This is a genomic window from Bradyrhizobium sp. SRL28, assembly GCF_018596315.1.
Taxonomy (GTDB): domain Bacteria; phylum Pseudomonadota; class Alphaproteobacteria; order Rhizobiales; family Xanthobacteraceae; genus Bradyrhizobium.
This window is the reverse complement of sequence record NZ_JAHEAG010000019.1, coordinates 1-24,470: the sequence shown is the minus strand read 5'-3', so window position 1 is coordinate 24,470 and position 24,470 is coordinate 1. Positions and strand designations below refer to the sequence as shown.

Genomic DNA, 24,470 nt, shown 5'->3' with positions numbered 1-24,470 from the left:
AGCCTTTTGCTGCCGCGTTGAATCACGCCTTGGCCGATTTGTTTTCCGCGGATGGTCCGGCAATATCCGCCACCACGGCAGCAATCAGCGATTCCGCCAGCGGGGTATCCGCAATCACCCGAGACAATATGACAGCGCCAACCATCTCCGAGAGAATAGCCGCGGGATGTCTGCTGCCGGTGGCCCTCGAGGTCGCGGACGACAGTTTCCCAATCTGTTCGAGATAGTCTTGAATCGCCGTGATGAAGACAGCGCGGAGAGCAGGGTCGTCGCTCCGCGCGGCGTCCACGGCCAATGCCGGCAGAATGCACCCGGAACCTGGATCGTCGCGATGGGCCGATGACACATAGCGTTCGATGAGTTCGCGAAACGGATCTTTGGGCTGTTGGGCCAGTCCATCCTTCAGCAACGCTGTCGTGTCCGCGATCGCACGTTCGCTGGCCTTGACCGCCAGATCATCCTTTGAAGCGAAGTTGCGATAGAAGCCGCCATGGGTCAGGCCGGCAGCTTTCATGATGTCGGCAACGCCGATCCCATCGAAACCATGCTCGCGCAGCAGGCGCGCCGCAGTCTCTATGATCTGCTCGCGGTTCTCCAGCGCCTTTTCGCGCGACACCCTCATCGTTTTCTCACTCCGCTGGTCGCAGGACCTGCGTCAGCTGGTCCTAGCCACGGCCGAGCGATCTCAGATTCGCAAAAACTCCGCTTGACATTTTTCATGACGATCATCATCTAACACATAAGATGACGATCGTCATCAAAAAAGTGAGCGAACGACCGCTGCAAGTCCCTGGAAGTGGGGCTGCTTTATAGCTGAGAGGTAAAATCATGCCGGTTTTGAGCGCGCCGGAGCGCAATCAGACAGCGTTCCTCGCCGGCTCGTCGTGTGGCAAGGCCGCGCGGCAGGTCGCCTGCGCCCGGTGTCCTCGGGCCCTGTTCGACACGATTCTGCGGTCGCAGTTCGGGCTGGCGTAATCAGCACATGTACTGGCGCGCAAAGAGGGAGCTGCGCCATCCGGCCGAATATCCCTTCCATCCTGGAATTTTCGGTCCGAGCCGGACAATGGAGAAAGCCATGGCTAGTTCTGTTACTAACATCGGACGGGCAGCGCGCTACATAGATGCACCCACGCTCTCGATAAATGTCGGGGGGACCAGTTTCGTCTACCGCGACATCGGTCCCCGCACCGGCGTGCCGCTAATTCTTCTCAACCATTGGGGCGCGGTTCTCGACAATTTTGATCCGCGGATTGTCGACGGTCTCGCCAGCAAGCATCGCGTGATCGCGACCAATTACAGGGGTATCGGTGCATCGGGCGGAATAGCGCCCGTGACGATCGATGAAATGGCACGGGATGCGATTGCCCTGATCCGCGCATTGGGCTTCGAGAAGGTCGATCTGCTCGGCTTTTCCCTCGGCGGATTTGTGGCGCAGGACATCACGTTGAAAGCACCAGACCTGGTGCGAAAGCTCATTTTGACCGGCACGGGGCCGGCGGGCGGCGAAGGTATCGACAAAGTATGGCCTGTGTCCTGGCCTTTGATGATCAAAGGCTTCCTGACGCTGCGAGACCCGAAATTCTATCTGTTCTTCAGGTCCACGGCCAATGGCCGCCAAGCGGCGGCGGCCTTCCTGAAACGGCTGAAAGAGCGCAAGGCAGGCCGGGACAAAGGACCTACGCCCGGCGCTTTCTTGCGGCAGGTCAAGGCGATCACTGCTTGGGGCCGACAGGCGCCTCAAGATCTCGGAAGCATTCGGATCCCCGTGCTGATCGCGAATGGCGACAACGATATCATGGTGCCGACCGCAAATAGCATCGATATGGCGCGCCGTATCCCGGGCGCAGAACTGGTTATCTACGAAGATGCCGGGCATGGCGGGATTTTCCAGAATCACGCCGATTTTGTGCCGAAGGCCTTGTCCTTCCTCGGCGCATGACGCCGCGACAATACTTCAAATTGGAGAAGACACCATGAAGGCATTCGTTGTCGAAAAATATGAAAAGAACGGCGCTCTGCGCTTGACCAAAGTACCGGAGCCGGAGGTGCGGGACGATGATGTCATGGTTCGAGTTCACGCGACCGGTGTGAACCTTCTGGACTCCAAGGTCAGAAACGGAGAGTTCAAACTCTTCCTGCCGTATCGTCCGCCTTTCGTTCTAGGCCACGACGTTGCCGGGATCGTCACCAGGGTTGGCCCCAAGGTCAGGCGGTTCAAGGCGGGCGACGAGGTCTATGCACGGCCGCGCGATCATCGGGTCGGAACATTCGCGGAATTCATTGCCATGAATGAAGCCGACGTGGCGCTAAAGCCCAAGAACATCAGCATGGAAGAAGCCGCGTCCATTCCGCTCGTGGGGCTGACCGCCTGGCAGGCGCTGGTGGAGGTGGCCAAGCTGAAGCCCGGGCAGAAGGTCTTCATTCAGGCCGGCTCCGGTGGTGTGGGGACTTTTGCCATCCAGCTCGCCAAGCACCTCGGCGCGACAGTTGCGACGACGACGAGCACGAAAAATGTCGAGCTGGTCAAGAGTCTCGGCGCAGATGTGGTCATCGACTACAAGACGCAGGATTTCGAGAAGGTTTTGTCGGGCTACGATCTGGTCCTGCACAGCCAGGACGCCAAGACGCTCGAAAAATCCCTGCGTGTGCTCAAGTCGGGCGGCCTCCTCATTTCGGTTTCGGGGCCGCCGGATCCCGAATTCGCCAAGGAATTAGGGTTGAACCCATTCCTGAAGCTGGTGATACGCCTCCTGAGCCGTGGTGCGCGGAAACAAGCCAAAAGCCTGGGTGTGCGCTTCTCATTCCTGTTCATGCGTGCGCAGGGACAGCAGTTGGGCGAGATCACTTCCCTGATTGAATCCCGCGTGATCCGTCCGGTCGTGGATAAGGTCTTCCCGTTTGAGAAGACCGGAGATGCGCTGGCCTACGTCGAGACCGGGCGCGCAAAGGGCAAGGTCGTCATTGCAGTGAAGCAACAGGTCTCGAAATGACGCCGCCTGAGTTGCGACGCCACGACGCCGGCCGGCCACCAAACACATCCGAGGAAACAACATGACTGAATCCAAGCGCGACACTCAACCTTCCATGCAGGACGTTGCACTCATTGTCGGCGGTGGCCCGGGCATCAGTTCGAGTTGCGCCCGGCTATTCGCGGAGAACGGCATGCGTGTCTGCGTCGCAGCCAGGAATCCCGAAAAGGCGGTCCTTGAGACCCTCGAGAAGACGCATGGCGTGCGTCGATACGCCTGCGACGCCAGCGACCCAGCGGCTGTGGCACAGCTGTTCGAGAGCGTCGTCCAAGACGTCGGGACGCCGAGGCTTGTCGTGCACAACATCGATGGCCGCGTTCCCGGCATTTTTCGCAAGAGCGTTATCGAAGCCGAGCCGGTGATGGCGCTCGAAACACTTCGAAACTCGGCCTTCAGCGCGTTTCTGGTCGGTCAACAGGCCGCTCGGCTCATGCTCGGAAACGAACCCGATGCCAACGGCGCGAGAGGAACGATCATCTTCACGAACGCCAGCGCGGCGCTCAAGGGCTTCCCATCAAGCGGCGCCTTTGCAATGGCATGTCATGCCAAGTCCGGACTCGCGCAAAGCATGGCAAGAGAACTGATGCCGCAGGGTATCCACGTCGCGAATGTGCCGATCGACGCCGCGATCGGCTGGACCCAGGAGGACGGGACCCGCGCACATCGGCTGGCGGGCACGACTGTCGATGACAACATGGCCGACCCCGTCCACATCGCGAAAACCTATCTTCAGCTTCATCAGCAGCATCGGTCGACCTGGGCGTTCGAAGTCGTCCTCCGACCGTGGGCCGAGAAATGGTGAACCGCATTTGCCTCGGTTCGGATCTACGTAGCGACTGACTAATGCCTTTCGAGTTGACGTGCCTCTCGCCGACATCGACCGAGTGTTCGTCAACAAGAAGGTGGAGGTCGCCATTTGACGAGGCTTCCGCGGCCCCGGAAGCTATCATTCGCGTCCGAGGCCGGTCTCAATCGATGCTGAGCTTGCTCTCTATTCCTGGCGATCCCAAATCTGCGAACGTCCCAGCATTGACACGCCAATGTAGCCGCGCACGTTGAGCTTCTTGCCGCCGTCGGTCAGCTGAATCTTGCTGCTGTAGATCTTGCCATTGTCCGGATCGAGGATTTTGCCGGCGGTATATTCGGCGCCGTCCTTCTTCAGGCCACTCAGGATTACCAAGCCGATTACCGGCACATCCTTGAGCGCGCCCTCGCATTTTTCACATTTCGGGTTCCGGTCTTCGGACGGGGCGCGGAATACCTTTTCAATCTTGCCCTGCAGGGTGCCATTCGATTCCGTGATACGGATAAGCGCTCTCGGCTTGCCGCTGACGTCATCGACATTTTTCCACAAGCCGACAGGTGAGGCATTATCCGCCCGGGTCCCGGAGGACATGAGTACAGCAGCCAAGGTGAGCGCGAGGGCGCCTGATCGTTTCAGAAAACGCATAATGGTCTCCAAGAGGGTTTTGCTGTCTTGTTGCCGCGCGGTCCGATTTTCATCGAGGCGTGGCCAAGCAAGTCCGGTCGCGACATAGCTAGGCATTGACGTCCACGACCGTGCGGCCCTGGACCTTCCCGGCCAACATTTGGCGCACCACATCGGGAACCTCTGCGAGGCCGACCACCTGCATCGTTCGGGCCAGTTTGTTCACATCCAGATCGCGCGCCAGGCGTGACCATGCCTCGAGTCGCGCCGCCTGAGGGGTATTCACCGAGTCGATGCCCGCCAGGGTGACATTGCGCAGGATGAACGGCAGAACCGTTCCAGGAAGATCGACACCCTGGGCCAGGCCGCAGGCCGTCACCACGCCGCGGTATTGCGTCTGTGCCAATACGTTCACCAGGGTATGACTGCCGACGGAGTCGACAGCGCCAGCCCAACGCTCGCGCGCGATAGGCGCTCCAGGCTCCGAAAGCGTTCGTCGATCGATGACTTCAGCCGCGCCGAGACTCCGCAGATAATCGGCTTCCTCAAGACGTCCAGTCGATGCAACGACGCGATAACCGAGATCGGCGAGGAGCGCGGCCGCGATCGACCCGACGCCGCCGTTAGCGCCGGTTACGAGGATATCTCCACGCTGCGGTGTAATGCCGCCGTGTTCGAGGGCGAGCACCGACAGCATCGCGGTGTAACCGGCCGTACCGATCGCCATGGCGTCCTTTGTCGAAAATGGCGCCGGAATCTTCACCAGCCATTCGCCTTTCAGCCGTGCCCTCTGGGCATATCCACCATGATGAGTCTGACTTAACCCCCAGCTGTTGGCGACGACGCGGTCTCCGACTGCGATGCCGGGATAGGAGGATGCCTCCACTGTTCCAGCGAGATCGATACCGGGAATGAGGGGAAACTGGCGAATGACCTGCGTGCGCCCGCTAATGGCCAGCGCATCCTTGTAGTTCACGGTCGAATAATCGACGGCGACCGTAACGTCGCCAGGCATGAGATCCTGCTCGTTCATTTCGACCACGCTGGTCGTAATCTTCTCACCCGTCTTTGCTGCCAGCAGCGCCTTGAACGTCATCGCCATATCCTAGGGTCGGTGTTGCGTTGTCCACGGAGCTAGGGTCGCGCCGCTTTATCGCAAGAAGGCACAATTAAAGCGGATACTATCATTTATGGACGTACCCGACGCGTGCCAAAGCGGGGAGCCCGGGCTTGGCTGATATGACAGCGGGCCTGATTTGGCGATGGAGCGTCCCGAAGCCTGGGCAGGCTACCGGCCGAAATCACCCCGCTGTCTTGCAGGAGGCTGCGAGCATCTATTGTATTAGGATCGTCATGTGATATAAATCCTGACGTCGGTTCAATGGCATCGACGGCAACATCCAAAGACGTCAACTGAGCGAGTGTGACCGGAGCTTAGGCTCCGCCGGCCCGAATTCGTGTCCTGCATGCCGCAGAACGCATGATCATGGCAGATGCGACCATTTTTGGAGGTGTCTATGCGTCCAAGACGGTTTGACGCGAAGAGCGGATGTGCGGTCGGAGTGACACTGTCCGTCATTGGCGGCATGTGGAAGCCACTGATCCTGTTTCATCTCTTCGCTGGCAAGAAGCGGTTCATGGAACTGTCCCGAGCCATCCCTAACGCCACGCAGAGGATACTGACCCTTCAATTGCGCGAGTTGGAGGCCGATGGCGTGATCGTGCGCCGTGCCTATCCGCAGATTCCTCCGAAGGTGGAATATGAAATCTCTGCCTTCGGCCAGAGCCTCGGACCTGTACTGCTTTCGCTTCGGAGTTGGGGCAAGCAGAATGGAAGTTCAATTGAGGGCGTCCCTCAGTTGCACCAGGCGCCGGACGATCGGCAGCCAAACGCATGCGCTCTGTAACGGTTGATTGAGTGATCGCGGAAGCCTGTCCTGCATACACATCGCAGGCATCGCTCGACTTGAGACGTCTCACGCTCGCGCCACTTCCGTCGCCGGCTCGGGTTCTTCCTGTCGAACGCTGACGCGCTTTAACATCAGCGGAAAGCTGTCGCTTCAGGTGGTACGGCTCTGCCGCTTTCGCAGGCGTGTACCTTAAGTGAGCCTTATGCCACGGCTTTATCCGAACGATTTACGTCGTGACGTCGAATTCCAAATAGGAATTATGGACGTACGACCGACGTCGCCGTATCCGTCAGTACCGATGGATGGTCATCCGGCTTGACAGTTCTATTTTAGAACTATTTACTTCGCCTGAAGGGGCGGACCTCCCGGTTTGAAGGCGGCCGCGCAGCGCTCCCGAAGACAAGGCGCGAGGAGGGTGGCATGAGGAGCGTGGACGATATCACCGCGGCCGAACTGCTGGACGGCCTGCCATCCAGGGTACACGAGGTCTATGCGCCCTTCGTGCGGGACATCCCGGATCATCCGGCGTTCGTGGAAGGGGGACGTTCGTGGAGCTACCGGCAGTTCTCGGAAGCTGTCGACGCCGTAGCGAAGGATCTTTCCAATTTGGGGATCAGGCCCGGCGATCGCGTGATGATTGCAAGCGAGAACAGCGTGGCCCTGGGGGCGATGCTGCTCGCGGCGAGCAAGCTCGATGCCTGGGGTATTGCGGTTAATCCCCGCCTCTCAGCCAGGGAGATCGACCTGATCGGGACGCACAGCGGCGCCAGGCGTGTGCTGTTCAACTCGGCGCTTTCGAAGGAAGCGTCCGATCACGCCAGCCGCGTCGGCGCCAATATAGACGCTGTGGGACCGTTCGGTGGAATCGGTATTGGTCCACTCAATGCGGATGCGCAAGCGGAGCCCGTCGAGAAGGATGGCGCCCGCCAGGTCGCGGGCCTCCTGTACACCTCGGGCACGACCGGTGCTCCGAAGGGGGTCATGCTGAGCCACCGCAACCTGCTCTTTACCGCAAAGACTTCGGGAATTCTTCGCCAAAGCGGTCCGGCGGACCGCATCTACGGCGTGCTGCCGATGTCCCACATCGTCGGGTATTCGATCCTGCTGATCGCCACGCTGATGCACGGCGGCACATTGTATGTTGTGGCCAAGGCCGATCCCGCCGCGCTGGCCCACGCCATAGCCGAGGAGGGGATCACGAGCCTGTTCGGTGTTCCCGCCACATATCAGCGGCTGCTCGAACACAAGGCGGTCAAGGGCATCCAACGACTCGAGCGAGGCAAGCTGCGGATCACGGCCGTCGCCGGCGCTCCGCTCGACCTCGACCTGAAGAAGAGGATCGAGGACGAATTCGGAATCCCGCTATTGAACAATTACGGCATAACCGAATGTTCGCCGGGCCTGTCGGGTGTCCGATCAGAACGTCCTGTCTCAGACGAGTCGGTTGGCCCCTTTCTTCCCGGTATTGAGCACCGGATCGTGGACAGGCAGGGCAAGAAGGTGGCGACCGGCGAAGTGGGCGAGTTGCACGTCCGAGGCCCCAATGTGATGCTCGGTTACTATCGCTCTCCCGAGCAGACGGCCGCGGCGATCGACGACCAAGGATGGTTCAACACAGGGGATCTAGCTCGGGTGAACGGCGAGGGCCATCTCTACATCGCTGGCCGCACCAAGGAACTCATCATCCGCTCCGGCTTCAACGTTTATCCCGCCGAGGTGGAGGCGGTGCTGAATGCGCACGACCAAGTCGTCCAGTCAGCGGTGGTGGGACGGCCGGTTGATGGCAACGAAGAGGTCGTCGCGTTCGTGCAGCTTCTCCCCGGCGCCAGTGTCAGCGCCGAAGACCTGAAGGCGTACTCAGCCCAACAGCTCACTTCGTACAAGCGCCCGACTGAATTGATCGTGCTCGACGCTCTGCCGTCAGCCTCCACCGGCAAGATACTCAAACACAAGCTGCGAGAGATGGCGATCGAACGGACGACGGGAAAGACATCCGATGCCGCAGCAGCGGGCTGAGTGCCGCACTGCAAGGGATGGGGACGAAGCTACACCGGGAGCCGGTCGCCGAGGCCGTACGGAAATTCAACGATTGATGAGCGACGCAACCTGTCGCCGCACAAGGGAGAGGTCGATGTTCAGGAAGTCTATATTAGCAGCCGCGATCGGCGTGACGATCGTCGGCGCGCAGGCGCGTGCGGAAACGCCCGGCATCACGAGCGCCGAAGTGAAGGTGGGGGCTACGTTCCCGTTTAGCGGTCCCGCGTCGCCGCTCAGCAATACCGGGAAGGGTCTGATCGCCTACATCAATTCGATCAACGAGCGCGGCGGCATCAACGGCCGCAAGATCAATCTCATCACCTACGACGATGCTTACAGTCCTCCCAAGACGGTGGAGCAGACCAGGAAGCTCGTCGAAAGCGATGAAGTGGCCTTCCTGTTCGGCCCGCTCGGTACACCCGGCATCGGCGCCACCATCAAGTACGTCAACGCGAAGAAAGTGCCACATCTGTTTGTGGTAAGCGGCGTCACCAAATTCACGAACTTCGTGGAATTTCCGATGACCACCACTGGGTTGCCGAGCTATGACACGGAAGGGCGGATCTACGCGAAATACATCACCCAGGCCCGGCCGGACGCAAAGATTGCGATCCTGTATCAGAACGACGATCTGGGTAAGGACTTCGTCAACGCATTCAAAGGCTACCTGAAAGACGACTTCGACAAGAAAGTTGTATCGTCCTCCTATGAAGTGACCGAGCCGACGATCGATTCCCATGTGGTGAAGTTGAAATCGTCCGGCGCAGAGGCGTTCCTGGTTGCCGGCACGCCGAAGTTCGCGGCTCAGGCTATCAAGAAGGCCGATGAGGTCGGTTGGAAGCCTCTGTTCCTGATCAATTTCGTTTCGAGTTCAGTCTCTTCAACCATCGTTCCCGCGGGACCGGAAAAGGCCGTGGGCATCGTCGCGGCAACGATTACCAAGGATCCAAACGACAAGAAGTGGGCCGACGACCCTGGCATCAAATGGTACCGTGACCATTTCGCGAAATACCTGCCGGGCGCCGACATCGGCGACGCCAATTATCTGTTCGGTACGCAGCAGGGACATCCTGGAGCAGGTGCTCAAGCAGTGCGGTGACGATCTCTCGCGCGAGAATATCGTCAAGCAATCGCGGAACATACGCGGGCTGTCGCTACCCACTCTCATACCGGGTGTTACGATCAACACGGGCCCGGAAAGCAGTATGGCGTACAGGCAGCTTCAATTGCAGCGTTGGACCGGCAGTTCGTGGGAGCAGTTCGGGAACGTGCTCACCGCCGAGGAAAAGTGAATTTGCCCTCTGAAGATGCAATCCGCGTAATCTGAGCCCGCAAAGCTACCGAGTGAACCGTGGAGCACGAATGTCCAGCGACGTACTTTTCCGGCCTTTCAAGCTAAAGGGGTTGAACCTGCCGAACCGGGTCGTGATGGCGCCGATGACGCGCTCATTCTCTCCCGGCGGAATTCCAACTGAAGACGTTGCGCGGTACTATCGCCGCCGTGCCGAAGGCGCGGTCGGGTTCATCATATCGGAGGGGACGGGCGTGGATCGTCCGGCATCCCTGAACGATCCGAATGTTCCTCGCTTTCATGGCGATAAGGAACTGGCGGGGTGGCGGCGTGTGGTCGACGAGGTGCACGCCGCGGGTGGCCTGATGGCACCGCAGCTATGGCATGTCGGAGCCGTCCGCACGCGCGCCCAGAATTGGTCTCCTCCCGGTGCCTACGACAGTCCGTCCGGCCTGTCGCGACCGGAGAAGAAGTTCGGCGAGCCGATGAGCGAAGAGGACATCGCAGACGCCATTCGCGCATTTGCCGATGCGGCGCTTGCGGCGAAGCGTTTGGGATTCGATGCTGTCGAATTGCACGGCGCGCACGGCTATCTGATCGATCAATTCTTCTGGGAAGGTACCAATCGCCGAGAGGATAGCTACGGAGGCAAGGACCTGCCCGGCCGGGCCCGGTTTGCTGCTGATATCGTCCACGCGGTGCGCAAGTCGGTCGGAACGGATTTTCCGATATTGCTCCGGATCAGCCAATGGAAGCAGCAGGACTACGAAGTGAAGCTGGCCGATACGCCTCGCGCATTGGAAGTCTGGCTCAAACCTCTGGTCGACGCGGGAGTCGACATTTTGCATTGCTCACAACGGCGCTTCTGGGAGCCGGAATTCGATGGCTCCGATTTGAATTTCGCCGGATGGGCGAAGAAAATGACGGGCGTACCGACGATTTCAGTCGGATCGGTCGGTCTGACGGGCGAATTCATTGCCGCATACGGTGGAGAAAGCTCCCGTCCGGCATCCCTCGACGAGTTGATCCGCCGCCTCGATCGCGAGGAGTTCGATCTCGTCGCGGTGGGCCGGGCGTTGCTTCAGGATCCGCAGTGGCTACTGAAGGTAGGTGACGGCCGGACGGAAGAACTGATGGCTTTCGAACGGACCGCGTTCGCGGCGCTGAGCTGAGCGATGAAAGGCTATCCAAATGCTTTGTAGCCGGTGCTTTGGCGACCGTTCCAAGCTGGTTGGCAAGGAATAATCGGCGGCACTCCAGTCGACCCGGAAAAGCCTGCGTGTGGTTGCGCAGTCACCTGGAAGCAATTCGGAGACCAGCAATGAACGACACTAAGGCCCAAGTCGGGCAGATCCGCACCGAGGTGCATGGGCACGTCTTCAAGATCATCATCGACAACGTGGCGAAGAAGAACTCCTTCAGTCCGCAGATGATGGCGCAGATGTCGGATGCGATGACGCTTCTCGACCGAACGGACGATTACTGGGTCGGCGTGCTCTGCGCCGAAGGCCCGGATTTCACGGCCGGACTGGATATGCCGAAATTCTTTGGGCCCAAGGCTGAGAATACCGTGATCAAGCCTGGCAACATCGATGCGTTCGCGCTGAAAAGCCGTTGCCGCAAGCCGATTGTGACGGCAGTGCAGGGGATCTGCTTCACGATCGGCATCGAAATGATGCTGGCTGGCGACATCGTCGTGGCGGCCGACGACGCCCGCTTCTGCCAGATGGAATCCAAGCGCGGGATCGCGCCGCTTGGAGGCGCCCACTTTCGGTATTTGACGCGCGCCGGCTGGGGAGATGCGATGTATCATTTGTTCCTGTGCGACGAGTTCGGCGCAGCGCGGGCTTACAAGATCGGATTTGTTCAGGAAGTCGTCGCTTCCGGCCAACAGATTGCCCGCGCGATGGAAATCGCACAACTCATCGCCAAGAACGCGCCGATCGGCATTCAGGTGACCAAGGAAGCCGCATTGAAATATATCGAGGCCGGCGAGGCAGCAGCGATCGATTACATTCCCAAGATCAAGGATCGCGTCTTCAGCAGCGAAGACATGAAAGAAGGTATCCAGTCTTTCGTGGAACGTCGCTCGGCAGTATTCCGCGGGAAATAGAGATCCCGCGGTCCACATAACCGCTCGGCAGAACTTCGCCCACAAAGAGGATCTGACTATGGGAAGCATCAAGAAGGCATTCGATCTCACCGGCAAGAACGCCCTTGTTACAGGCGGCTCCCGCGGCCTTGGGCTGCAGATAGCCGAGGCGTTAGGCGAGCAAGGGGCTCGTGTCTTGATTTCGTCTCGCAAGGCGCCGGACCTGGAAAATGCCCAGGCGCATCTTGCCGGTCTCGGTATCAAGGCGGAGTGGATCGCAGCGGATAACTCCAGGGACGAAGACGTCAAGCGGCTCACTGACGAAGCGATCAGGAAGCTCGGCCGGGTGGACATTCTGGTGAATAACGCCGGCGCCACCTGGGGCGCGCCGACCGAAGATCACCCGATCGAAGCGTGGGACAAGGTGATGAATCTGAATATCCGCTCGCTGTTCCTGCTCAGCCAACAGGTTGCAAAACACTCGATGATTCCCAACAAGTATGGCCGCATTATCAACCTTGCTTCGATCGCGGGCCTGTTCGGAAGTTCGGGAGATATGCAGATGGTTGCCTACAATACGAGCAAGGGCGCCGTGGTCAATTTCACGCGGGCCCTGGCGGGTAGTTGGGGACGCTACGGAATTACGGCCAATGCTCTGGCGCCCGGCTTCTTTCCGTCGAGGATGACGAAGGGCACGATCGAAGCTGTCGGGGTCGAAAAGCTCGCCGCCGGCGCGCCGCTGCGCCGCATCGGCGACGAGGACGATCTGAAAGGCGCCGCGGTTCTCTTCGCCAGCGACGCCGGCAAGCACATCACTGGTCAGATCCTTGCCGTCGATGGCGGTCTGACTTCGGTGATATCGGGCTAAGGAACCACCAGCGGCAGCGTCTCGGCGCGACCCAGATTGCTACTGACGGCGATCAGGCTGAGCGGTGCGACGGCAATTTGCCTTTCGCTGGTCGCTTAGTGGCGTTGTTGTCGATGACAATCCATTGGACGCGATAGGCTCTTGTCGAAGACGCGATCTCGTTTTCCGGCGGTAGCTCAAACGGTGGGTTTTGGCCGAGGAAGGTCGAAAATGCTTGATCTTTCAATGAGGATTGACTGACACTCTCTCCGCCATAGAGGCCGAAAAGTCATTAATTTTCAGCGCTTCGTGAAGGTAGCTATTTGGCAGCCCATATCCTGGCCCATACTTCCGCTCACATGAGCAACGAGCTTTTTGTCACGCCTTAATGCGGACCGTAGGGCTCGGTTTTAGGATCGACAGACTTCCCAGGCTTCCGCTCGATAGCGTGGATCACCTTTTTTGCAACCGAAAGCGGCGGTTGGTCAAACTCAGCCCCAAATCGGTGGCACTCACGTTCCCGTGGAAGAGCAGTCCACAGCATCAGCGGACATCTTCGAAGGTGGGCTCGTTCAAGAAATGGCTCACGCGCGCATCGATTACCGCCTTCAGAGGACACCTCTATTAGGCCGTTGCTGCTCCGATGGCTGCAATCAGCGTGTCCTCCTGGATCGGCTTGTGCAGATATGCCTTTGCTCCGGCTGACCGGCACCGCTCCTGCGCGGCGACTTCATCGTGGCCCGTAATCACGATCGTCGGTATGTTGAAGCCGTCGCAGGCAAGGCGATGCTGAAGTTCAAGCCCGGTCATTTCCGGCATTTGAAGATCGACAATCAGGCATTGAGGAACCCCTTTACGCAGCGACTGCAGAAATTCCGCTGCAGATCCGTATGTTTCGACTTCATACGAATAGACATCCAGCAACAGGGACAGCGCCTTCCGAACGGAAGCGTCGTCATCCACAATGGCCACGCGGGCGTGCTGGCTGGACATGCGCGACAGTTCCCCTTGGGATAGGACTTGTCGAGTTGGCCCAAGGATCAATCTGGCTGAAAAACTCAAGGACCGGACGGACACTTGGCAGCCCGAACGCCGGCCAGTTCAGCATGCCTGACAAGCTCCGCTACTGATTTTACTCCCATTTTTTCCATGACCCGACCACGATGGATCTTGACCGTGTTAAGGACCAGCCCGAGATCATGGGCGATTTGTTTGTTGAGCCGACCGGCGATGACGTGGGTGAGCACCTCGCGTTCGCGCGGCGTCAGCTTTGCCAGTCGCTCGTTGATCGATTGCAGCTCCTTATGCCGCGTCCTTGACTCAGCATCTTTTTCCGTAGCCCGAGCGATCGCAGCCAAGAGTTCATCGTCACTCACCGGCTTCGTGAGAAAATCGATTGCGCCCGCCTTCATGGCACGAACGGAGGTTGGCACATCTCCGACCCCGGTAATAAAGATTACTGGTCTATCTAATTTGCCGGTCGCAAGAGAAGCCTGCAACTCAAGGCCATCGAGACCGGGCATCGCGACATCGAGTACAGCGCATCCCGGCACTGACGGGTCGTGTTGGGAAAGAAACTCGTGCGGCGTGGAAAAAGCTCGCACATCAAAGCCGGACTCGGTTAGCAACACTGCGAGAGCCTTCAGCACACCCGGATCGTCGTCTACGAGGAAGACCGTCAACTGGCTCTCGATCATGACGCTGGAGCCATCTCAACCACCACTGGCAGCGCAAATGATGCAGTCGCGCCACCGTCCGCATTATTGTCGATGCCAAGCTTGCCTCCGTGCGTCTTCACGATAGTGGAACAAATCGCGAGACCGAGGCCGAGCCCCTGATGCTTGGTCGTAAAGAACGGCTGGAAAATCCGGCTGTGTTCTTCGGGCGCAATTCCTTGGCCCCGATCGGAAATGAAGGCTTCTATGGTGCCTGTGCCGGAGGAGCGCGTTCCCACGGTAAGGACCCGTTGCGAAAGTGAGGCTGCGTTCATTGCATCCATGCCATTCATCAAGAGGTTGAGCAGAACCTGTTGCAGCTGCACGGGATCGCCCGACGTTCGAGGCAAATTGTGCTCGAGGGTGACGTCGACCTTGATCCTCCGATCTATCAATTCGCTGCGCAGGAGCCGGAGCGTCGAGTCGACCAGATCGTTGAGGTTGATCGATTCGGTCTTGCTCTCACCCTTTCGCAACAACCCGTGCAGACGTCGGATTACCTCGCTGGCGCGTTTATCCTCCGCGACGATGTCGTCAAGCACTTCCGTGATTTTGCCCAAATCGGAGTTGTTGCGGGCAATCATTTTTCGCGCGGCCTGCGCATAGGCCAGGATCGCTGTCAGCGGCTGATTCAATTCGTGGGCGATCGCACCCGACAGTTGGCCAAGAACAGAAACTCTCATGAGGTGTGAAACTTCCTTGCGTTGAAGATCGGCCTCCGCTTCAGCAGCCTTTCGGGCCGAAATATCTGCGAAAATACCGCTGATCCCGACCGGATCTCCGCCGTTGTTGAACAAGGAATGCCCGCGTGCAAGAAGCCAGCGCACCTCTTGCCCCGGAGCAGCGACACGAAATTCATTGTCGATGACCAGTCCATCGTCCGCAGCAGACGTCAACGTCTCGGCCAGGCTATGACGATCTTCCGGATGAACGGCGCTGAGCACCCTGTCGAGGTTGAGAGGTTTCTGGTCCGCAAGGCCGAGGATTGACCGGCAGTACTCCGTTGACCAGAACTCGTTGGTTGCGACGTCCAAGCGCCAGATGCCAATGTTTGCAGCAGCCGCCGCGAATGCCAGTCGATCTTCGCTCTCCTTCAAGGAGAGTTCGGCTTGCCGGCGCTTGCGCATTTGAATCAGGAGGAACGTGACGACAGCGCTCTGTAGTGCGAATCCTACAATGACCGCGATCACAAGGGTGCGATGGCGCTCCCACAGCGTTGGTTCGGCGAGCAGAACGACTGATCCCGGCGGAAGGTTGCCTTCCGAGAGTTGCCAACGTGCGAGCTGCCGTGCGTCGATTTGGTAAGTGTGAGTTGGTTTGGTTTGAGCAGGGAGCGTGGTCGGATCTCTTCCGGAAAGAATTTCGAGAGCCAGGTCAGCCGCAGCAGTACCGTGCGCTTCAAAGCTATCCATATATCCGCCGACGATTCCATGACCAAAAAAAGTAGCGGCTGGCGCATAACCGGGGGCGGACGAGACCCGCGCAACGTCCGCAGCGACCTCTGGCGGCATGCGCGGTCGGCCTGACCCATCCACGAAAACGGGGACCAGCAACACGATGGTGTCGCGCGGCAATTGCGAAACTTCCCGTAGTAAATCTTCATAGGGAAGGCCAGCCATGTAGTTCGTGTTAAATCTTTTTGAACGCCCCTCGATCTGATGGCGCGCGTCCTCTTGCCAGGCCCGATCAAAATCGGACGCCCCCGAAATCACGACCAGGTTGCGCGCTTCTGGTTGAAGGCGCTCGGCAAGCGCGAGTGTTTGGAGCCAATTGTATTCAGTAACGACACCGGGCACGTTTCGTGGAACGTTCATGGCGGTCACAGAAGACGCCGCTGTGCAGCAATAGACGATGGGCGTGTCGGCGGCGACCGTGCTCCGATATTGCAGCGAGAAGGCCAGTGCACCACGACTGATCGGAATCACTAGGTCCGGCGGATTTTCGGAGTATTTTTCCTTGAGGTAGTGCGCTGTTCGGGTCTCGTGGGCCTGGCCGGGAAATCTTCCAAGCTCAAGAAATTCGATAAAAATCTCGATGTTTTGGACGCCCCTTTCCTTCAAACGACTTTTGAAAGCTTCAAGGGTTCGCACACCTGCCGGCTGAGTGGCGGTGAGGCCCTCAAGCAACACTATTCGCCGAGGGCGTTGATCCGCGATTGGTCTGGAGGACGACCAAGGAAGGAGCTTTGGGTCGCGGCAGCCAAACCAAGTCAAGCGCTGACATTGGTGCTTGCAGCCGTCCCGGAGGGTTGGACTGCGGAACTCGTGACTGATCGCGTTACGCAAGAGCAACAGGCCTCGCTGGATAAACTCCATCTCAAGCCCGGGGAAGCTTGCAAATTGACAAAGTGAGGCTGCCACTGACGGAGTTCCTCACTCGCAGTTGGGCCGTGTCGGAAGGAAAGACACGTCTGCGCGAGGCCATCGCACCGAGAATGATCCTCGGCGTTCCAATCATGTACGGTAAAACTAAGGTCAACAAACGAAACGGGCCGGGAATGTGTCGTGCCCGCTGCGTGTCGGGCTCGATTCATGACTATGGTCTGAACCAGTCCAACATTTCGCGCACGCGCAAGGCGAGTTTTGCCTGAGAGACAGGCTTCTCTAATAACTCGACTCCCTCGTCCAGGCGTCCTTGGTGGACCACGGCATTTCGCGAGTAACCTGTCATATACAGGATCTTGATGCCGGGGCGGATCTGTTGTGCGCGCCGACCAAGCTCCCGTCCGTTGATTCCAGGCATAACGACGTCCGTCAATAAGAGATCGACCTTTGGCTCTTCCTGCAGGAGAATGGTCAAGGCAGCTTGGGCGCTGGAAGCCACAACGACCCGATAGTTCAAGTCTCGCAGCAGTTCGGAAACATATGCACGCAGGTCCGCATCATCTTCGACGACGAGTATCGTCTCAAGTTTCTCGCCTTCCGGGCGAATCTCCTCTGCATCACTATCGGCCGGTCGAGCATCCCCATGGTACCGGGGGAAATACATTCTGATGCTGGTACCTTGGCCGACTTCGCTGTAGATCTTCACATGCCCGCCAGACTGCTTTACGAAACCGTAGACTTGGCTTAGACCGAGGCCCGTGCCTTGCCCGGGATCCTTCGTCGTAAAAAAGGGTTCGAAAGCATGATTAAGGACGTCCGCGCTCATTCCGGTACCCGTGTCCGTCACGCAAACGATTACATACTGACCTGGAGAAAGCTCGGGATTTACGCGGCAATAGTCCTCGTCAGCTAATACGTTCACCGCTTCGACGGTCAGTTTCCCACCATCGGGCATTGCATCGCGTGCGTTGATGCCGAGATTTATAATGGCGGATTCGAGGTGGTTGGTGTCGGCCTCGATCGACCAGAGACCCGCACTTCCGACGGTCTGAACTTCGATGCGTTCGCCGAGGGTACGTTGCAGAAACTCTTGCAAACCATTCAGGAAATTATTCAGATTGATAGGCTGCGGATTCAGCGCTTGCCGACGGGAGAACGCGAGCAGGCGGCTAGTCAGCGCTGCTGCCCGTTGTGCGCCCCGCTTGGCATTGGCCAGCGCCCGCTGAAGATTCATGCTGTCAGCCAAGCCGCGGCTGTTCCGCTCTGCGGTCTCAAGGTTGCCGAGCACGATCATCAGGAGATTATTGAAATCGTGCGCAATCCCGCCGCTGAGCTGACCAACCGCTTCGAGCTTCTGAGATGCAGCTAACTGCAGTTGAACGCGCTGAAGTTCTTCCTGTGCCTGCCTTCGCTCCGTTACGTCGCGAGTTACTTTTGCAAAGCCGACGAGTTCGCCAGCCTCATCTGTGATGCGATCGATGACAACTGACGCCCAAAAGCGACTGCCGTCCTTTCGCATTCTCCAGCCTTCAGCCTCGAAGCGTCCTTGTTCGGCCGCCTCAGCAAGTGCGATTTTAGGCACACCAAGTTGAATATCTTCAGGCGTGTAAAACTGGCTGAAGTGCCGACCGATAATTTCGCCCGGATCGTAGCCTTTGATGCGCTGTGCACCCGGATTCCAAGTAGTTACATTGCCGGCAGGGTCGAGCTGAAAAATCGCATAATCGACGACAGCCTCGATCAATCGACGGTATCGTCGCTCGCTCTCCAAAAGTTCGTTGTGGGCCTGCTGACGTTCTGTGATGTCACGTGTGACCTTTGCAAAGCCGATCACCTGACCTTGCTCGTCGCGAATCGCATCGATGACAACTAACGCCCAAAAGCGGCTCCCGTCTTTGCGGACGCGCCAACCCTCAGAGCTGAAACGGCCGGTTTCGGCTGCAATCCTCAACGCGGTTTGAGGAAGCTTTTTCGCCCGATCCCCGGGCGAGTAAAACGATGAGAATGACTTGCCGATAATCTCGTCGGCCGAATAGCCCTTCAGTCGCGCGGCACCGGAATTCCAGCTACGCACAGTGCCATCTACATCGATCATGTAGATTGCGTAATCCACGATGGCATCTATCAGCAGTTGAAGCCGCCGTGCATCGGCGACCCCGTCGAGCTTTGATTGTGGTTTATCCAACGGGTCGAGCGCTCCCAAACAGACCCAACGTAGCAAAACGCGCCTTGGTTCCATATTTCAACATCCCGCATCTCAGATTGAGATGAATGCGCCGTTGTTTGCCTGCAGTGGATGGAATGCTCATCGAAAGAACGCGGGCATGTCAGGCCCTCAAGGGGCTTCCCGCCCCGTCAAACTCGTTCGAGCAGGCTCACGCCGGGAACCGAGCCCCGGGGGTAAAAGTTTCCCTACATCGATGTTGAGGGTTCGCCTGCGGCGGAACGGGGATTTGACATGGATGATGATAAGCAGTTGCTCGACGAGGATGAGCTTCCGAGGATTTCCACTGGAAATGCCGGTTTAGACGACATACTCGGGGGCGGCATCGATCCCGAGAGGATGTATCTATTCGAAGGGCAACCCGGTTCGGGCAAGACGACCCTGGCTTTGGAATTTCTGCTTGAAGGAGTTCGCGCCGGCGAACCGACACTTTACGTCACGCTATCGGAGACCGAGCGAGAACTGCGTCTGGTCGCGAAGCGTCATGGGTGGTCACTCAACGGCATCACGATCTTTGAACTAATCCCGCCTGAGACCACTCTGGATCCAAGCCAAGAACTCACGGTGCTGCATCCTGCAGATATGGAGCTCAACGAAACCACGCAAATGATCTTCGATCGGGTTGAGGCGTTGGCCCCGGCCCGCATTGTGCTCGACAGCCTGTCGGAGCTTCGGCTGCTGGCACAAAGTCCGCTTAGATACCGTCGTCAGATTCTCGCGCTGAAACACTTCTTTTCAGGTCGCAAGTCTACCGTGGTTTTGCTCGACGACCTTTCATCACAGCAGAACGATCTGCAACTGCACTCGATCGCTCATGGCGTCGTTCTGCTTGAGCAGCTGGCGATTGACTACGGTGCGCAGCGGCGACGCCTTCGTGTCGTGAAGATGCGTGGCATCGATTTCAAGGGCGGATTTCACGACTTTACTATCAGGCATGGGGGTCTCAACGTTTACCCCCGACTCGTTGCAGCCGAGCATCATAAAGATTTCGACACCGACCTCGTCCTAAGCGGAAATCCTGAGCTGGACGCGCTGCTAGGCGGTGGCTTTGAGCGCGGAACAAATGCACTCCTGATCGGCGCGGCGGGCGTCGGAAAATCATCCCTAGCACTTACCTACGCGATTGCGGCCGCGTCTCGGAACGAACGCTCCGTGATTTTTGCCTTCGATGAGGGGCGTGGGACCATGAGGGCGCGCGCCGAGACGCTGGGACTCCCGCTCGAACAGGGTTTGGCAAATGGGTTGATCAACATTCAGCAAATCGATCCTGCTGAAATGGCCCCGGGTGAGTTCGCCGACACCGTGCGAGGCAGTGTTGAAAAGGATACTGCCCAGGTCGTGATTATCGACAGCCTCAACGGCTATCTCAATGCTATGCCGGACGAACGGTTTTTGATTCTTCAGATGCACGAGCTACTGAGCTATCTCAGTCAGCGTGGCGTCTTAACCATCCTGGTACTTGCGCAGCATGGTCTCGTTGGGCCGATGGATACGCCGCTTGATATTAGTTATCTCGCCGATGGTGTGCTGATGCTGCGGTATTTCGAGTTCGACGGCAGCGTGAGGCGCGCACTGTCCGTCGTGAAGAAACGAAGCGGCAATCACGAACATACGATCCGTGAATTCAAGCTAAGCCATCAAGGCATCACCGTCGGCCCCCCGCTCAAGGGTTTTAGCGGAATTTTCGGCGGAACGCCGGTGTACAAAGGAGAAGAGGCGCCTCTGATGTCTCGGGACACCAATGGTCAGGGCTGAAACGCCCAGAGGGGTGGTTTTGGTCCTGATGCCAGTGGGACGTGACGCCGCAACCGTCGCCACGTTGATCGAAAGGGCCGGCTTACGTCCGGTGGTCTGCAACACTCTTCAGGAACTGATTGAGTATCTCGAGTGGGTCGTCGAAGTCGTGGTTGTAGCGGAGGAGGCGCTCTACGGGAATAATGCCGGCGTTTTGGAGGAATGGGTGGGCCGTCAGCCACCGTGGTCCGATCAACCCTTTGTCGTGCTGACTAACCACAACGAAGGTGGCAAGTTTGCCGCGTTCAGGCGCGAGTTGGTCATTCGCCTGCGTAACGTGGGCTTTCTCGAGCGCCCGTTGCAGGCCATCACGCTTCAGGCCACGATACTTTCCGCGGAGCGCGCTCGAAGACGACAGTATCAAACTCGTGCGTACCTTGAAGCCCAGCGCGGCGCCGCTGCAGAACTGGAGCGATTGGTGACGGAGAGAACGGCCGACCTTGAGCGGGCGAACAGTCAACTCCGAGAAGAAATTGCGGGTCGCGAACGAGCCCAGGCAGCGTTGCTGCAGGCACAGAAAATCGAGGCATTGGGCCAGCTTGTCGGTGGGGTAGCCCACGATTTCAATAACTTGCTTATGGCTGTCATCGGCAATCTCGACCTGCTTTCCAAAAAACTAAGTGAAGATGCGCGACTTCACAGGCTCCTGGATGGCGCTATGGAAGGCGCCCGCCGTGGCGCCGCTTTGACGCAAAGACTACTCGCCTTTGCGCGCAAGCAGGAACTGAAGGCGCAAGCCACCGATGTCCGAAGCCTTGTGGAAGACATGATAGGCCTCATAGATCGTTCGGTGGGTCCGATGGTTCGGATCGAGCTTCACGCCGAAGGCAATATGCCGGTCGTCGACGTCGACCCGAACCAGCTCGAAATGGCTCTGCTCAACCTCGCCGTGAATGCCCGGGACGCGATGATTACGGGCGGCGTCCTCACGGTCGGGCTGTCCGAGCAAATTGTCGACGTCGACGATCAGCTGGGTGTCCAGCCGGGCCGATATGTGGTGCTCTCGGTGCGAGATACTGGAGAAGGAATGGACGCAGAAACGCTGGCCAGGGCGGTAGAACCATTCTTCTCAACGAAGGGAGTGGGCAAAGGCACGGGTTTGGGTTTGTCCATGGTGTTCGGCCTCGCGCAACAATCCGGCGGTGCCCTGAGCCTCGAAAGCGCCCCCTCGAGCGGAACAACCGCCAGACTTTGGCTTCCCGTTGCCAGTGAAACGGCGCTCCCTTCCGGACAGGCGCGAAACATCGTCACTCAAGCCTCAGGACCAGCGAAGATTCTCTTTGTGGATGACGATCTTCTGATCGCCGGCAGTACTGTCGATCTACTGGAAGACCTCGGACATCAGGTGGTTGAAGCGCACTCCGCCAAAGAGGCGTTGCGGCTTCTTGAAGGTGGACTGGCTGCTGATCTTTTGATAACCGACCACGCGATGCCAGGGATGACAGGAATCGAACTGGCCCGAGAAGTGCGCCGCCAATATCCTCGACTTCCGATCTTGCTCGCGACGGGGTTCGCTGAGCTGGAAGGAAGTGAAGTGGTAGACGTCGCACGCCTCGCAAAACCCTACACGCAAGCGCAACTTGCCGAGGAGATAGCGCATCTCCTACCGGTTGGAAGGGATGGGTTCTGATTGCCGTTCAGTCGCCAGCGTGCACCTGCCGGGTAGACGAATTCGATCCTGTACCTTCAGGCGGCCTGCGCGCGCGCCGTGGAAAACCGGCGCTGCGGCTTTCCGCCGGGCGGGTTCCGTGGGCCGCCATCGAGTTCGCACAAGGCCTCGAGGATGGCGTCGATGCTGACCGGCATCTTCAGGCCTTGCGGAGCGCGTAGCGTAGGACAAGAGGCGATCGCCGAAGCGTCCGATGCCCAGGAGGCGAGGATTGCCCGCTTTTCGGCCAGCGTCAGGGACGGATGCATGACCACGTCCTTGGGGTGCTCGAAGACGGTACCGGGGTGAAGGAGCGCTTGGAAGTCGAAGACGTTGTCGTCAATGGCGGTCGTCGGCCGCATGGTTTCCTCCATTCGAAGACGAGTTGGAGCGGCAGCCCGAAGTCTGGGCCGCCGCGATCCGTGGTTTGCTCAAGCCGCCTTTGACTCGATCTGGTGCACGTTGGCCGGCGCCGCGCCGTTGATGGTGATCCGCCGCGGCTTCATGGCCTCGGGAATCTCCCGGACCAGTTCGATCTTCAGCAGACCGTTGTCGAAGGACGCGTTCTTGACCTGGACGTAGTCGGCCAAATTGAACTGCCGTTTGAAGTGCCGGGTCGAGATACCCCTGTAAAGGAACTCGCGCTCGGCTTTCTCGGTCTTGCTGCCTTCGATGGTGACGACGTTCTGCTCTGCAGTGATCGAGATTTCATCCGGCGAGAAACCCGCGACCGCCAGCGTGATCTGGTAACGGTCTTCGGCCAGCCGTTCGATGTTATAGGGCGGATAGCTTTCCTCGGCACCGCGCTGGGCGGTCTCGGCGAGGTCAAATAGACGATCGAAACCGATGGTCGACCGGAAGAGGGGAGCGAAGTCATAAGTGCGCATAGCCAGATCCTCCTAGGAGCAAAATGGTTAATAGCGGCACCGGACACGACCGGTGCCCGTCTGGATTTCCTGGGCCCATCAGGCACCCGAGAGCCACCCTGCGGTGGCGACTTAGAAATTACAAAACCCGTTTTTGGTTTCAAGGGGGGGTCAAAAATTTTTTGCCCTGATTTGGATCGCCCGGCCGGTGCGCTACGGCCGCGCGGGCAGGGGCGCCTTGACGGCGCTCCCCTTCGCTGTGAACTCTTTGCGGGCCCGGCGCACGGCGAGGTCCAGCTTGTTCTTCTGCTTCTCCCAACGGGGTTCTCGGGTTGCGAGCGCTTTCCCAATGCGGCCCGCTCGGCCGCGATGGCCTGGTCGAAGAAGCCCAGCGAGGTTTGACAGGATCTTCAGCTTTTTCGCCATGAGGCCCGGCTCGCTAATCTGCGGGCGGGACCGGCGGGGTCGCGTTAAGAAGCTGGGATATAGCAGTCACGATCTGAGCAGGGGCAAAAGGCTTTGCAAGCAGCAGGCTGTTAGGGACGCCCTTGGACGCCCATTCCTCCCCGTGAGTGCCGGTCATGTAGATGATGGGCATCGTCGGATCGATCTCCCGGGCAAAGCGGCCGACCTCCCATCCATCGAGCTTTCCCAGCAGGTTGATGTCGGTCACGACCGCCCGGTATTTGGATTTGGATTTGTCGTCCTGTAGAAGCGTAATTGCTTCTTCCCCGGACGCTGTCAGGGCCGACGCAAAGCCACCGTCTGAAAGGGCTTCTTCGACCATAGCCTGAATGAGCTGGTCGTCCTCGACGACCAGAATCTTAACCGCATCGTTCAACGCCGTATTCCCCCTGGCTGCCTCGTTGCAGTCCTCCGGCAGGACAAGAGGTGGCGGAACAATAGGTTCCGTCATTAAAACATATCGAGGAGTCTTCCGGCAACGCCGGGCCTGGCACTGGACGCTAGGAGAGAGGTCCGCGCGATCCCATCCCGCAAGACAAACTTAAGCGCGCTCGTCCGGTCGGCAACTTATCATGCTACAAGTGGAGGGCGGGCCGGCCGCCGGCATTTCGAAAGGACGAATACATGCCAACCCCCGCGGGGACGGAATCCGTGACGTCTCCCGTCGCGTCGACCGCGGCAACGAGACAGGAACTTCCGTACCGGTTGAGGCAACAGTCCTTGCTGGGCGAGTTCGGCCGAATCGCGATGCAGACCCGGAACATCGGCCAGATACTGCAGCGAGCGACGGAGCTCTGCG

Annotated in this window: 20 protein-coding genes and 2 pseudogenes; 12 read left to right on the top strand and 10 right to left on the bottom strand. The window is 58.7% G+C overall.

Going from position 1 to position 24,470, the window contains the following annotated elements; genetic code table 11:
• Nucleotides 1-22: 22 nt before the first annotated feature.
• Complete coding sequence (locus KIP88_RS28645; RefSeq protein ID WP_214491456.1) at nt 23-622, bottom strand: TetR/AcrR family transcriptional regulator; 600 nt, start codon at nt 620-622, stop codon at nt 23-25.
• A gap of 453 nt (nt 623-1,075) precedes the next feature.
• On the opposite strand from KIP88_RS28645, the gene KIP88_RS28640 reads away from it, so the two are divergent.
• The 3 genes from KIP88_RS28640 to KIP88_RS28630 all read left to right on the top strand — a co-directional run bounded on the left by KIP88_RS28640 (nt 1,076) and on the right by KIP88_RS28630 (nt 3,831).
• On the top strand, nt 1,076-1,939 hold the full coding sequence (locus KIP88_RS28640; protein WP_214491560.1) for an alpha/beta fold hydrolase: 864 nt from the start codon (nt 1,076-1,078) through the stop codon (nt 1,937-1,939).
• 34 nt (nt 1,940-1,973) lie between these two features.
• Complete coding sequence (locus KIP88_RS28635) at nt 1,974-2,990, top strand: NADP-dependent oxidoreductase (protein ID WP_214491455.1); 1,017 nt, start codon at nt 1,974-1,976, stop codon at nt 2,988-2,990.
• A 61-nt stretch (nt 2,991-3,051) separates the two neighbouring features.
• Complete coding sequence (locus KIP88_RS28630) at nt 3,052-3,831, top strand: SDR family oxidoreductase (protein ID WP_214491454.1); 780 nt, start codon at nt 3,052-3,054, stop codon at nt 3,829-3,831.
• Nucleotides 3,832-4,020: 189 nt separating this feature from the next.
• Here the strand turns inward: KIP88_RS28630 and KIP88_RS28625 are convergent, their stop codons facing one another.
• Together KIP88_RS28625 and KIP88_RS28620 are read right to left on the bottom strand one after the other, a co-directional pair.
• Nucleotides 4,021-4,479, bottom strand: a complete 459-nt coding sequence (locus KIP88_RS28625) for a DUF2147 domain-containing protein (RefSeq protein WP_214491453.1) — start codon at nt 4,477-4,479, stop codon at nt 4,021-4,023.
• 88 nt (nt 4,480-4,567) lie between these two features.
• A complete protein-coding gene (locus KIP88_RS28620; protein ID WP_214491452.1) occupies nt 4,568-5,554 on the bottom strand; it encodes an MDR family oxidoreductase in 987 nt (328 codons plus the stop codon).
• A 466-nt stretch (nt 5,555-6,020) separates the two neighbouring features.
• Between KIP88_RS28620 and KIP88_RS28615 the strand changes: the two genes are divergently transcribed.
• The 6 genes and pseudogenes from KIP88_RS28615 to KIP88_RS28590 all read left to right on the top strand — a co-directional run bounded on the left by KIP88_RS28615 (nt 6,021) and on the right by KIP88_RS28590 (nt 12,656).
• Nucleotides 6,021-6,365: a helix-turn-helix domain-containing protein gene (locus KIP88_RS28615; RefSeq protein ID WP_308163661.1), complete on the top strand. Its 345-nt coding sequence runs from the start codon at nt 6,021-6,023 to the stop codon at nt 6,363-6,365.
• Nucleotides 6,366-6,788: 423 nt separating this feature from the next.
• Entirely contained in the window at nt 6,789-8,384 is a 1,596-nt protein-coding gene (locus KIP88_RS28610; protein WP_214491450.1) for a class I adenylate-forming enzyme family protein, read from the top strand.
• Between the two features lie 115 nt (nt 8,385-8,499).
• Nucleotides 8,500-9,697 (top strand): annotated as a pseudogene (locus KIP88_RS28605) (ABC transporter substrate-binding protein).
• Nucleotides 9,698-9,767: 70 nt separating this feature from the next.
• Entirely contained in the window at nt 9,768-10,868 is a 1,101-nt protein-coding gene (locus KIP88_RS28600; RefSeq protein WP_214491449.1) for an NADH:flavin oxidoreductase, read from the top strand.
• Between the two features lie 149 nt (nt 10,869-11,017).
• The gene (locus KIP88_RS28595) at nt 11,018-11,809 is read left to right on the top strand and encodes a crotonase/enoyl-CoA hydratase family protein (protein WP_214491448.1); all 792 of its coding nucleotides are present in this window, start codon (nt 11,018-11,020) and stop codon (nt 11,807-11,809) included.
• 58 nt (nt 11,810-11,867) lie between these two features.
• The gene (locus KIP88_RS28590; RefSeq protein WP_214491447.1) at nt 11,868-12,656 is read left to right on the top strand and encodes an SDR family oxidoreductase; all 789 of its coding nucleotides are present in this window, start codon (nt 11,868-11,870) and stop codon (nt 12,654-12,656) included.
• Nucleotides 12,657-13,259: 603 nt separating this feature from the next.
• Here the strand turns inward: KIP88_RS28590 and KIP88_RS28585 are convergent.
• From KIP88_RS28585 to KIP88_RS28570, 4 genes are all read right to left on the bottom strand, one after another.
• On the bottom strand, nt 13,260-13,628 hold the full coding sequence (locus KIP88_RS28585) for a response regulator transcription factor (RefSeq protein WP_214491446.1): 369 nt from the start codon (nt 13,626-13,628) through the stop codon (nt 13,260-13,262).
• A gap of 65 nt (nt 13,629-13,693) precedes the next feature.
• Nucleotides 13,694-14,332: a response regulator transcription factor gene (locus KIP88_RS28580; protein WP_214491445.1), complete on the bottom strand. Its 639-nt coding sequence runs from the start codon at nt 14,330-14,332 to the stop codon at nt 13,694-13,696.
• Nucleotides 14,329-16,476: an ATP-binding protein gene (locus tag KIP88_RS28575; protein ID WP_214491444.1), complete on the bottom strand. Its 2,148-nt coding sequence runs from the start codon at nt 16,474-16,476 to the stop codon at nt 14,329-14,331. Before KIP88_RS28575 ends, KIP88_RS28580 begins: the two co-directional genes overlap by 4 nt.
• Before the next feature lie 409 nt (nt 16,477-16,885).
• The gene (locus tag KIP88_RS28570; protein WP_214491559.1) at nt 16,886-18,877 is read right to left on the bottom strand and encodes a PAS domain-containing sensor histidine kinase; all 1,992 of its coding nucleotides are present in this window, start codon (nt 18,875-18,877) and stop codon (nt 16,886-16,888) included.
• Between the two features lie 255 nt (nt 18,878-19,132).
• Here KIP88_RS28570 and KIP88_RS28565 point away from each other — a divergent pair, with 255 nt between their 5' ends.
• Entirely contained in the window at nt 19,133-20,653 is a 1,521-nt protein-coding gene (locus KIP88_RS28565; protein ID WP_214491443.1) for an ATPase domain-containing protein, read from the top strand.
• A complete protein-coding gene (locus tag KIP88_RS28560) occupies nt 20,640-22,322 on the top strand; it encodes an ATP-binding protein (protein ID WP_214491442.1) in 1,683 nt (560 codons plus the stop codon). The genes KIP88_RS28565 and KIP88_RS28560 overlap by 14 nt, the downstream gene beginning before the upstream one ends.
• Nucleotides 22,323-22,378: 56 nt before the next feature.
• Here the strand turns inward: KIP88_RS28560 and KIP88_RS28555 are convergent, their stop codons facing one another.
• The 3 genes from KIP88_RS28555 to KIP88_RS28545 form a co-directional block, all read right to left on the bottom strand.
• Nucleotides 22,379-22,702 carry a hypothetical protein gene (locus KIP88_RS28555; RefSeq protein WP_214491441.1) on the bottom strand — a complete coding sequence of 108 codons (324 nt, stop codon included), beginning with the start codon at nt 22,700-22,702 and terminating at the stop codon, nt 22,379-22,381.
• A gap of 69 nt (nt 22,703-22,771) precedes the next feature.
• On the bottom strand, nt 22,772-23,227 hold the full coding sequence (locus KIP88_RS28550) for an Hsp20 family protein (RefSeq protein WP_214491440.1): 456 nt from the start codon (nt 23,225-23,227) through the stop codon (nt 22,772-22,774).
• A gap of 418 nt (nt 23,228-23,645) precedes the next feature.
• On the bottom strand, nt 23,646-24,122 hold the full coding sequence (locus KIP88_RS28545) for a response regulator (protein WP_283848534.1): 477 nt from the start codon (nt 24,120-24,122) through the stop codon (nt 23,646-23,648).
• 173 nt (nt 24,123-24,295) lie between these two features.
• Here KIP88_RS28545 and KIP88_RS46710 point away from each other — a divergent pair.
• Nucleotides 24,296-24,470: pseudogene (locus KIP88_RS46710) on the top strand (histidine kinase); the annotation flags it as partial.